Below are 11636 nucleotides of genomic sequence, written 5' to 3' on the forward strand. Positions count from 1 at the left end.
AAATTAATTGAATACTAATTTAAGAATAAGACACAATTTTAATGGCAAAACTATCGTTAAATATAAGTTAAACTATCATAATACAATAGTAATGCTATTATATTTGTTTTTTCATTCAAAAATCAAAACCCATGGAGCGTTTGTTACAGTCCGTCAAAATCGACATTAATGATAAGATTTATATAAAAGATCCGGAATCTTCCGATTTGGGTAAACGAATAATCAAACAAAGTATTCTTATGATATATGAGATGGGGTTTGAAAGCTTTACCTTTAAAAAATTAGGTACAAAGATTAAATCCAATGAAAGCTCCATATATCGCTATTTTGAAAATAAACATAAACTGCTTTTATATTTGACTTCGTGGTACTGGGGATGGCTAGAGTATCAATTGGTTTTTTCAACGAACGGTATTTCAAACGCTGAGGAAAAGTTGAGAAAAGCTATTGAAATTGTTACCAAGTCCACTGAAGAGGATTCGGCTTTTTCCCATATTAATGAAGTTATGCTCAACAATATAGTCATTAACGAATACTCAAAATCCTACCTGACCAAAGAAGTTGATACCGAAAACAAAGAAGGGTATTTCGTTATTTACAAACGTTTGGTAAACCGCATCAGTGATATGATAGCGGCTGTTGATGAAAACTATACCTATCCCTCAAGCTTGGCAAGCACAATTTTAGAAGGTTCCTTGCACCAACACTTTTTAAAGAACCATTTCAAATCGTTAACAAACTGCCATAAAAGTACCTCACCGACCGAATATTTTATAGATTTAACCTTTAATTCCCTAAACCAAAATACGCATGGCTAAAAGTATTTTAACGGCTTGGCAACGGCTTGTCAACCTTTTGAAATTGGACAGAAAAGATGTGCTCCAAATTTTATACTATGCGGTTTTTGCAGGTATTGTGAGCTTATCATTGCCCTTGGGTATACAGGCTATCATAAATTTAATACAAGGAGCGCAGGTAAGTACCTCTTGGATAGTTCTGGTAGTGTTGGTAACACTGGGTGTGGCTTTTGTGGGGGCATTGCAATTAATGCAATTACGCATTATAGAGAATGTGCAGCAAAAAATATTTACAAGGGCTTCGTTTGAATTTGCCTACCGCTTCCCGAAAATAAAAATGAGCCAGTTGCGTAATTTTTATCCACCGGAATTGGCCAATAGGTTTTTTGATACCCTCAACATACAAAAAGGGGTGTCAAAATTACTTATTGATTTTCCGACCGCCTTGTTACAAATAATATTTGGGTTGCTTTTATTGTCGCTTTACCATCCCTTTTTCATTATCTATGGTGTGCTTTTGATAGTGCTCATATATGTAGTATTTAAGTACACGATTACGAAAGGTCTGGAGACTAGTCTCATGGAGTCCAAATATAAATACAAGGTTGCCCATTGGGCACAAGAAGTAGCTAGGTGTATCGTGAGTTTTAAGCTGTCGGGAAAAACCAATCATGCATTGGAGAGAAACGACGCTTTGGTAGGGGATTATCTCAAGGCTCGCGAAAACCACTTTAAGATTTTGGTACTGCAGTTTGTTCAAATGATCGGGTTCAAAATCTTGGTGACCGGTGGCCTTCTCATAATCGGCGGCCTTTTGGTATTGAACCAAGAAATGAATATAGGGCAATTTGTAGCGGCTGAAATTATAATTTTACTGGTCATCAGTTCGGTAGAAAAGCTCATTGTTGGTTTGGAATCGTTCTATGATGTACTGACCGCTCTCGAAAAATTAGGGCAAGTGGTCGATAAGGAAATAGAGCCCATGCAGGTTGAACTGCCTTTGTTCGACCAAGATGACTTTAGGTTAGAAATAGATAGCGTTACCTACAGGGTGCCCGAGACCAAAAAAGTTATTCTGGACAATATTTCCTTAAAATTGGAACAGGGAACTAGAATTTTGATACAGGGTGATAATGGATCTGGTAAAACCACATTGCTACATTTAATATCTGGACTAATTGAACCTGAATCAGGTAATTTATATGTAAACGATGTAAGGTTGAAAGACGAGAACCTTAACCATTACAGGGTTAACGTAGGTCAATCACTAAAAGAAGAATCTCCCTTTGAAGGAACGTTACTGAACAATATCACTTTTGGCGATAAAAGCATCTCTAAAGAGGATATCCTTTGGGTACTTGATGTCGTAGGTCTTACGAAATTCGTAAAGGAAGCACCGGATGGTCTGGATACGATAATCTATCCCGAAGGTAAACAGGTTTCCTACACGATAGCCAAAAAAATTGTTCTTGCAAGAAGTTTGGTAAAAAAGCCAAAGTTAATCGTACTTAGAGATCCGTTGGATCAATTTGATGAAAGCGAGGCAGAAAGAATCATGACATTCTTGACGGCCAAGGAAAACCCGTGGACGTTAGTGGTCGTTAGCAACGATGAAGGTTGGATTCCCAGATGTGGTCGGAAAATCACGTTACAAAATGGTAAAATCATTGAAGATAAATAAATACGATGCTGAATATCTCTAAAAATAGTATAAACAGAAATGTGGACATTTCATATTTCAACGCGGTAAAATTTGTATCCGGTAGAAAGCATTACAAACATTTCAACAGGTTCTTGGTAGTATTCTCGCTAATAGGTATAATCATATTGTTTTTGCCTTGGACCCAAAATGTAACGGGCAAGGGTTTTTTGACAACGCTGACCCCTGACCAAAGGCCGCAAACCATTCAGTCCACCATTCCCGGGCGTATAGAGAAATGGTATGTGCGTGAAGGCGATTATGTTGAAAAAGGAGATACCATACTCTTTATATCGGAAATCAAAAACGAATACTTTGATCCAAACCTGATAGAGCGAACGGGCCAACAAATCAAGGCGAAATCCGCATCTGTAAACTCATATCAAGGTAAGGTCAAGGCATTGAACAATCAAATAGGGGCTTTGGCCAATGAGCGTGTTCTTAAGTTGGAACAGGCACGAAACAAGCTTTTGCAATCAAAATTAAAAGTACAAAGCGATAGCATAGATTTGGAAGCTGCCGAAACCAATATCAAAATCGCCCAACGGCAGTATGACCGTACCGTTCAATTGGAAAGCGAGGGTTTAAAGGCCGTGACCGATGTGGAGGAAAAAAGACTGAAACTTCAAGAGACCCAAGCAAAACTAATATCACAGCAAAATAAGCTGTTGGCCTCTAGAAACGAAGTTTTGAACGCACAGGTGGAAATCAATAGGGTGCAGGCAGAATATACCGATAAGATTTCCAAAGCGCAGAGTGATATGTATACGGCTCAATCAAATCAATTTGATTCTGAGGCCCAGGTAACCAAATTGGAAAATGAATATACCAATTATGAAATACGTAATAAAATGTATTACATAACGGCCCCGCAAAATGGGTATATCAATACAGCGATACAAGGGGGTATTGGAGAAACTTTTAAGGAAGGTGATAGGCTAGTGGGCATAATGCCGGCAGATTATGATATGGCCGTCGAGACGTTTGTAGAACCTATTGATTTGCCCCTTATGCATTTAGGCGAGAAGGTACGTATACAATTTGATGGTTGGCCAGCGATCATCTTTAGCGGATGGCCCAATGTGTCCTATGGTACATATGGGGGCAAGGTAGTCGCTATCGAGACTTTTATCAGCGATAATGGCAAGTATCGGGTGCTGTTGGCTCCGGACCCCGATGATCACCCTTGGCCCAAAGACCTTCGGGTTGGTTCGGGGGCAAATACCATTGCACTGTTGGAAGATGTACCTATTTGGTTTGAATTATGGCGTCAGCTCAACGGTTTCCCTCCAAACTATTACCAGCCGGAAGGAGCCAAAGCTAAACCCGTAAAAAAGTAAAAAATGAGAAATCTCATTATCTGTATTTTTTTACATCTCGGTTTATTGGCGCAAGGTCAGGTACAGGATTCCCTGGTTCTCAAGTTTAACGAGTATTTGGGGTACGTGAAGAAATTTCATCCTATTGCAAAACAGGCTGAACTGGCCATAAGTACCGGTCAGGCCAATTTGATGAAATCCCGTGGCGCATTTGACCCCAAAATCGAGGTTGATTACGAACGCAAGGAGTTTAAGGAATTCGAATATTGGGACCGTTTGAATGCCACTTTTAAAATACCTACTTGGTATGGCATAGAATTAAAAGGTAACCTGGAACAAAACGAGGGGGATTTTATAAGCCGTGACGAAAGTGTGCCAGAGGATGGTCTGTACAGTGCAGGAATCTCTATGTCATTGGGCAGGGGTTCGTGGATCAATGAGCGTATGGCCACCTTAAGGAAAGCAAAACTCTTTAGGGAGCAGACAAAAGCGGACAGGGACCTATTGGTAAACCAGATTTTATTTGATGCTTCATTGGCCTATTTTGACTGGGTACAGGCTTATAAGGATAGTCAGGTATTCTCTAATTTTTTACAGAATGCCCAGGTAAGGTTCCAAGGAATAAGGCAAAGCGCCTTGGCCGGCGAAATTGCGGCGATTGATACCGTCGAGGCAAAAATAGCCGTACAAAACAGGGCATTGGAATTGGAACAGGCCAATGTCAGATACAGAAACAAATCTCTGGAACTTTCAAATTTTTTGTGGTTGAACGACAATATACCGTTTGAAATCCAGCCCAATGTAGTTCCCGATGTTGATATTGCATCCGATGTTGATATTACCCTTGAGATTTTGGGCAAACCGCTAGATAGTTTTACGCTGGAAAACCACCCAAAATTAAAGTCATTGGGTTTTAAAATAGATGGCTTACAGGTAGACAAAAGGCTTAAAACCAATAAATTACTACCCAAAATAGATGTTGAGTATAATTTTTTGACCGAAAGCCCCGAATTGATAAATTCCTTGAACACCGATAATTATAAGGGGGGAGTAACGTTTCAATTACCGCTGTTCCTAAGAAAAGAAAGAGGGGATCTAAGATTGGCCAAGATAAAGCTGGCCGATGCCCAATTTGAATTTGATAATGCGCAAATCGAAATTCGCAACAAGGTTTTGGCGATTTACAATGAGTTGGATTCTTTCGAAAACCAGAACGTTTTGATAGATGAAATAGTCGCCAATTACAATACACTGCTTTCAGCAGAGGAACGAAAGTTCAGTTTTGGGGAAAGCTCATTGTTTTTAATCAATTCAAGGGAGAGTAAACTGATAGATGCGGTTTTAAAGCAAAATTCAGTAGAGAATAAATTTTACAAGGCCAAAGCAAAACTGTTCAATAGTTTGGCCGTAAATCCCGAGAACCTATAGAAAAATTAATACCATGAACGACCAAGGAGTTTCCAATGCAAAGAGTCCAGATTACAAATTATGGGCAAAAGATGGATTCTTTATTCTCATGGGTATTTTTTCAGCAGCTTTTGGTCTTGAGAGTTTTCTGTTTCCCAATCGGTTTATCGATGGCGGAGCTACGGGGATTTCCCTTTTGGTCGCCGAAGTAACCGATATGCCATTGCCCTTACTTATCGTATTGGTAAACCTGCCTTTTGTCTTTTTAGCTTATAAGGTCATAGGGAAGGCGTTCGCCATAAAAACTACGATCGCAATCCTAGGATTGGCTTTGGTACTAACTACGGTAAGTTTTCCTGAGGTAACCCAAGACAAGTTGTTGGTAGCCGTTTTTGGTGGGTTTTTTCTAGGTGCCGGTATAGGATTATCGGTAAGGGGCGGCAGTGTATTGGACGGTACCGAGGTGCTTGCGATTTTTTTGAGCAGAAAGTTGGGTACGACTATTGGGGATATCATTATTCTGATCAATGTTCTTGTTTTTCTGGCAGCAGCCTATCTGTTGTCCATTGAAACCGCTCTGTATTCCATGCTTACCTATTTGGCGGCATCAAAGACCTTGGACTTTGTCATCGAAGGTATTGAGGAATATACCGGAGTCACCATAATTTCCGATCATAGTGATGAAATACGTCGTATGATTATCAATACATTAGGCAGGGGTGTGACCATTTATCCCGCAAAAGGAGGATATGGAAGAAATGGTTTTCATAATGAGTATGATGTATTGTTTACGGTAATAACCCGACTTGAAATCAGAAAACTCAATATCGAAATTTCTAAGATAGATGCTAAAGCATTTGTAGTAATGAGTAAAATTAACGATACCCGTGGTGGCATGATAAAAAAGAGAGCCATCTAATATATTCCCGAATATTTATTTTTTGAATATCCTATACTTTTTAATAGTATTACTATTTATTTATAATAGTTTAACTATTGTTTAACGGATTAATACTTTTAATTGGATTTTTGCGTTATTATCTTTGTATTCGAATTTAGAAAAGCAATAAAAGGGTAAAAAGCCTAATGTTTTTTGAAATTGAATCAATGCAATCGCTATGAAAAAGGAAAGACCAATTTTGTTTCCAGAATTTGAAAATTCAGTTTCTGGGGATAAAATAAAAGAAGAGGAAAATCATGATATTAGGCCTGGCCACAGATTTAAAATCGGAAAACCGTCCAACCGTTATTTCCAGTACATCCATACATCCTTAAATTTTAATGAACATAATATAAAAGGCTTAAAAGACATGTTGGGCTTGCAGGGTCTAGAGGTTATGGTAACCAGTATTTTAATGATGACGAACGGGGTTTCATATGCGGTATTAATGAGAAACGATAAAAAACAATTTTTGGATAATACTTTGAAAATATATGCCGAAACAGAAAAATCATTACGAACAAAAGAGCTTATCAGATAGTTATAAATAAAACAGTTAAATATAAAGAGTATGATTAATAATAGAGTTTTAACCGCCATTGCTTTTGGATTTTTGTTCACAGCAAGTATGAATGCCAACGAGAAGGAGAAGCAAAAAAACAATAATGAAGAGTCGGATATTGCGACGATGACAGTGGTAGAATATCAAGAGGAAATTGATTTGGGCTTTGATCCCTACTATTTTTTGCCGGATGATTTTGATCCCTATATCGGTATGCCTTTGGACCTAGAGGAAATCGTTGTACCAGAAGAGGAAGAAGAGGTTGAATTAGGTTTTGATGTAGAAAAATACCTTCCTAAAAATTTTAACCCTTATGTAGGCCAATAATATGTTGTGCATTTTGAAAGAATAGCACATACATATGCCGGTTTGAGTGATTTTGAGGAACTAAAATCGTATCGAGAACAATTTTTTGATACAGATTCTTATTCTTTTCAATCATGAAATTTCACCAAAATGTATAATCGTTGAATTAGTCTTTAAAAAGCTCCAAAATATTTGGAGCTTTTTTTGGTTTAAGCATAGCGAAAGAATGATTTTATGAACATTATCATATTTTGATGTGTTTACACATTATACCTTTGCGTTTGATTTTGGTAAGGTTTTAAGTGGATTGCCTACTAATACCGTTCATATTGGATAAATTATGAAAATAGATGTTTTGGATAAGATGGAAAAAACTGTTGAAGGACTTATACAAGAGGGCTTGAACAAGGCTATATCATATAGCGAATATAGAGATTTGGTAACCAAGCTGGCTATTGAAGGGAAATCTACAGGGCCTCTACAGACCGATGCTTTGACCAATTATACACAGCTCAACGATAAACGTATGAAGCGTTGGGACAAGACCTTTAAAATAGATGTCGATAGTGCCGCATTGATTCAAAAAGTAACCAAAAAAATCACATGGTTGATATTGACCGAGAGTTGGTGTGGCGATGCTTCCCCAGCTCTGCCCGTAATGCATAAAATAACGGAGATTAATCCGAATATTGCCCTAAGGATAGTGATGCGCGACGAAAACCCCGAACTGATGAACAGGTTTTTGACCAACGGTGGCATGTCTATCCCAAAATTGATTCAGTTAAATTCGGAAACCAACAAAGTTCTTGGTAATTGGGGGCCTCGTTCCAAAACGGCGACAGCTATCGTTGAAGCACACAAATTGGAGCACGGCAAAATACTTCCTGAATTCAAGCAAGAGCTACAATTGTGGTATAACAAGGATAAAGGTCAGAGTATCTTAAATGACCTTTTGTTAATTCTTCCTTTGAAATAAGTAGGTAATCGTACCTTTTTGCACTTTTTTACTGGCCGAATTGAATTTTGCCTTTAATGCATAGGCAATGGCATTGTCTACCAAACATCCATTTGATGTACCCGAACTTTTCGCATTAAAATCAGCCTCTATGACATCGCCATTTGAATTTACTTCGATATTTATCACTACTTTTCCGCCTTCGATACAGGTGTAAATAGGAGGAGGCAATTCGTAACTGTTTCTATCTACAAGAGAATAGGAAACTGATGTTTTCCTTGCGGCGAGATTGTTGGTAAACGTTTTTTTGTCAGCCTCTTTTTCGCCGAGTTTTTGTTTGGCCTCTTCCCTTTTTTTGGCCAATTCTTTCATCTTCGCGATATACTCACTGTCGGTAATCATGTCAGAAGGGTCGTCGCTTTCGGCAGATAAGGCTTTGGCTTCCTCCATTAATTCCTCTAAAGTCTGTATGGGTTCGGGATCACCGTAACTGGGCTTCGCCGTTTCGTTAAAGGCCATATGACTTTTTATGGGGTCTGCTTTGGCCATTTCTTCCAAAAGCTTCTCCTCTTCCTTTAATAATTCTTCAATATCTTCTTCGGCTAAAACCATTTCAACAACATATTCGTCCGCTGCTTCTTGTTTGCCCAAATGGATATTGTATAAGGCCAACACCATGATCGACATAGAGAAGAAAGTAATCAACAGCGATAATTGTTTACGATTAAGGTTCATAGAGCTATAACCACAATTTCTTGAAATTATTTTAATTTTTCGCCAAACAGAAAGCCAAAATCAAGATTTATAGTGAATCCTCTATATTTTCGAGTAGATTTTCTGCAAAGACGTTGGGGTCAACCGCAGTATTTACGTGATAATCGCCTATTTTGGTTCTTCGCAAGACCGATAAATGTCCGCCAGAACCCAGTGCCTTTCCAAAGTCATGTGCCAAGGAACGAATATAGGTGCCTTTGCTACATACCACTCTGAATTGTACTTCAGGAAGATTTATTTTCGTGATTTCAAACGCTGAAATAATTATTTTTCGGGTTTTTATTTCTACTGCCTTTCCTTCTCGGGCATATTCATACAACCGTTTCCCATCTTTTTTTAGAGCGGAGAAGACAGGGGGTATTTGTTCTATTTCCCCAATAAATTTAAATGTGGCTTCTTGTACAAGGGGTTTAGTGATGTGTTCTATGGAAAAAGTTTGGTCTATTTCAGTTTCTAGATCGTAAGAAGGTGTAGTGGCACCCAATGTTATAGTTCCTGTATATTCTTTGGTCTGCCCTTGAAAGTCGGGAATTTTTTTGGTGTATTTACCAACACATATAAGCAACAGCCCGGTGGCCAAAGGATCTAATGTACCTGCATGGCCGATTTTTATTTTTTTTAAGTTGAATTTTTTGCGAATAGCCCATTTGAGCTTGTTTACCGCTTGAAAAGATGACCACCCCAAAGGTTTATCAATCAATAACAATTGACCGTTTAGAAAATCTTCCTTTGTTCTTACATCCATTTTTAAGGATTTTTGACTCACCGACAATTATACTATTTGGCCAAGAAACCGTATGCAATGGCAATTGTCCCAACAATCAGGCAATAAATAGCGAAGTATGATAGCTTACTTTTTTTGACCAGTTGAATCATCCAGGTACAAGCGGCCAATCCGGCAATAAAGGCTGCAATAAAGCCGGCGCCCATGGCAATATTGTTTTCTCCCGAAAAGGTTAGGTCGCCACTCATTACATCTTTTGCGATTTTACCAAAAATAAGGGGCACCACCATTAAAAAGGAAAAACGTGCTGCCTTTGTTTTGTCCACTCCCAATAAAACCGATGTAGATATCGTGGCACCGCTACGGGAAATTCCGGGAAGCATGGCTATGGCTTGTGCAACACCTACGATGAATGCATTGGGGAAACTTACTTTTTTGTTCGTGTCCTTGGCCTTGTCGGCAAAATATAATAGCACGGCCGTAATTAACAACATAAAACCTACAAAACGAATATTGCCCCCAAAAAAAGCTTCCAACTGTTCTTCAAAAAATAAGCCAACCACGACCGCTGGGAGCATAGATGCAATAATTTTCAATGAGAATTGTGTCTCTTCGTTCCATTTAAAGCTGAAAAGGCCTCTTATGATTTCCCAAATATCTTTTCTAAAAACAACAATGGTACTCAAAGCGGTGGCAAAATGCAGTACAACGGTAAACAAAAGGCTTTCTTCCGGTACGGAGCTATCGCCCAATATGGCCTTTCCCAATTCCAAATGACCGCTTGAGGAAACAGGTAGAAATTCCGTTAATCCTTGGATAATCCCCAGGATAATGGCGTCTAAAGTATCCAATTAATTTTTCTTCTTGTGCGGATTCAACAATATGGCATATATTTCTATCCCAAGACCGATCAAAACCAGTGTGGGTGCCAAACGTATTCTCCTAAAGCTATAAATATCTTCGTTAAAAACATTGGGGTCGTCACTACCGCCACCACTCATCAATATAAAACCTAAAGCGATACAGGCAATTCCTATAAACATGAACATATAGTTTTTCTTTTGAAAGATAAACTCTTGTCTGGGCTGTTGTACCGTATTTTTCTGTTTTTTGCTCATTTTGCAAATTTATAAAAAAGTTAGCCGTTCATGGCATTTCCCCACTTCTCATATCTGATTATAACGCTTAATAATACAATTCGTCCGTTCGGAGGTTAAGAAAACGTTGGGTCGCAAAATAGGTGCTAATGTATGAAATGACAATCCCCGATGCAAAGACGGATATAAAGACAACGACCAAGGTAACGACATCTTGAAACAACTTCAATTCGGGAAAAGTGGAATCAAGATACAACAGAAAACCACTTAAGGCCAAAAGGGCCAACATCGCACCAAGCATCCCCAGTTTAATATTCGTCCAGATAAAGGGCTTACGAATAAAGGTTTTCGTAGCTCCGACCATTTGCATGGTCTTTATGATAAACCGTTTGGAATAGATGGATAAACGAATGGAGCTGTTTATCAACAAAACGGCGATGAACGTAAAAATGCCACTGGCGACGAGTATCCAAAAACTGATTTTCTTTACGTTGTCGCTCAAAAGGCCTACCAAAGGTTTGTCATAGCTTACTTCTTCCACATAGTTTTTTTTGGAGAGGTCCGCGGCTATTTCTTCAATTTGTTCCGGTGAGACAAAATCGGCGTTAAGATTAACGTCGATGGAATTTTTAAGCGGATTGTACCCTAAAAAATCCATAAAGTTTTCGCCTATCTCGGTGCTATGTTTTTCCGCGGCTTCTTCCTTTGATATGTAAATCGATGATTTGGTATAGTCTGCCATGGCCAAGCTTTTCTGTAGCTGATCCACTTCGACCTGCTTGGCATTGTCTTTTAAAAATACCGAAACGGTGATTTGTTCCTTAAAATGATCTGCCATTTTTTTTGTGTTCAGCACTAAAAGTCCCAAAACCCCTAAAAGAAATAAGACCAAGCCAATGCTCAACACTACTGAAAAGTAAGAGGATATCAACTTTCGTTTTTGGTAACGTTCAAACGATTTGCTCATAGTAGGTAATAATATGTAAAAATAGGAAAGTAAATTGAATAAACTTATTTTTGCCGCACACCCTAAAGAAAGATATAAAGTGCAGCATG

The 11636-nt window shown here is 38.5% G+C and carries 13 protein-coding genes; 8 read left to right on the forward strand and 5 right to left on the reverse strand.

Features of this window, described 5'->3' with window-relative positions:
- Positions 1-131 precede the first annotated feature (131 nt).
- From HYG79_RS09990 to HYG79_RS10025, 8 genes are all read left to right on the forward strand, one after another.
- Entirely contained in the window at positions 132-818 is a 687-nt protein-coding gene (locus HYG79_RS09990) for a TetR/AcrR family transcriptional regulator (RefSeq protein ID WP_179241949.1), read from the forward strand.
- Positions 811-2478 carry a peptidase domain-containing ABC transporter gene (locus HYG79_RS09995; RefSeq protein WP_179241950.1) on the forward strand — a complete coding sequence of 556 codons (1668 nt, stop codon included), beginning with the start codon at positions 811-813 and terminating at the stop codon, positions 2476-2478. The genes HYG79_RS09990 and HYG79_RS09995 overlap by 8 nt, the downstream gene beginning before the upstream one ends.
- Before the next feature lie 5 nt (positions 2479-2483).
- Positions 2484-3836 carry an HlyD family secretion protein gene (locus tag HYG79_RS10000; protein ID WP_179241951.1) on the forward strand — a complete coding sequence of 451 codons (1353 nt, stop codon included), beginning with the start codon at positions 2484-2486 and terminating at the stop codon, positions 3834-3836.
- A 3-nt stretch (positions 3837-3839) separates the two neighbouring features.
- On the forward strand, positions 3840-5243 hold the full coding sequence (locus tag HYG79_RS10005; RefSeq protein WP_179241952.1) for a TolC family protein: 1404 nt from the start codon (positions 3840-3842) through the stop codon (positions 5241-5243).
- A gap of 13 nt (positions 5244-5256) precedes the next feature.
- A complete protein-coding gene (locus HYG79_RS10010) occupies positions 5257-6141 on the forward strand; it encodes a YitT family protein (protein WP_179241953.1) in 885 nt (294 codons plus the stop codon).
- 199 nt (positions 6142-6340) lie between these two features.
- Positions 6341-6703, forward strand: a complete 363-nt coding sequence (locus HYG79_RS10015) for a hypothetical protein (protein WP_179241954.1) — start codon at positions 6341-6343, stop codon at positions 6701-6703.
- Between the two features lie 30 nt (positions 6704-6733).
- Positions 6734-7051: a hypothetical protein gene (locus tag HYG79_RS10020; RefSeq protein ID WP_179241955.1), complete on the forward strand. Its 318-nt coding sequence runs from the start codon at positions 6734-6736 to the stop codon at positions 7049-7051.
- Positions 7052-7370: 319 nt separating this feature from the next.
- Entirely contained in the window at positions 7371-8006 is a 636-nt protein-coding gene (locus HYG79_RS10025) for a thioredoxin family protein (protein WP_179241956.1), read from the forward strand.
- Here HYG79_RS10025 and HYG79_RS10030 read toward each other — a convergent pair.
- From HYG79_RS10030 to HYG79_RS10050, 5 genes are all read right to left on the reverse strand, one after another.
- Complete coding sequence (locus HYG79_RS10030; protein WP_179241957.1) at positions 7986-8720, reverse strand: hypothetical protein; 735 nt, start codon at positions 8718-8720, stop codon at positions 7986-7988. The two genes, HYG79_RS10025 and HYG79_RS10030, sit on opposite strands and share 21 nt — an antisense overlap.
- Positions 8721-8787: 67 nt before the next feature.
- Entirely contained in the window at positions 8788-9504 is a 717-nt protein-coding gene (truB, locus tag HYG79_RS10035) for a tRNA pseudouridine(55) synthase TruB (protein WP_179241958.1), read from the reverse strand.
- Between the two features lie 32 nt (positions 9505-9536).
- A complete protein-coding gene (locus HYG79_RS10040) occupies positions 9537-10334 on the reverse strand; it encodes an undecaprenyl-diphosphate phosphatase (protein WP_179241959.1) in 798 nt (265 codons plus the stop codon).
- Positions 10335-10601 carry a DUF3098 domain-containing protein gene (locus tag HYG79_RS10045; protein ID WP_179241960.1) on the reverse strand — a complete coding sequence of 89 codons (267 nt, stop codon included), beginning with the start codon at positions 10599-10601 and terminating at the stop codon, positions 10335-10337. It abuts the gene before it with no gap.
- Between the two features lie 67 nt (positions 10602-10668).
- On the reverse strand, positions 10669-11547 hold the full coding sequence (locus HYG79_RS10050; protein ID WP_179241961.1) for a cell division protein FtsX: 879 nt from the start codon (positions 11545-11547) through the stop codon (positions 10669-10671).
- Positions 11548-11636 lie beyond the last annotated feature (89 nt).

The organism is Costertonia aggregata (genome assembly GCF_013402795.1).
GTDB lineage: Bacteria > Bacteroidota > Bacteroidia > Flavobacteriales > Flavobacteriaceae > Costertonia > Costertonia aggregata.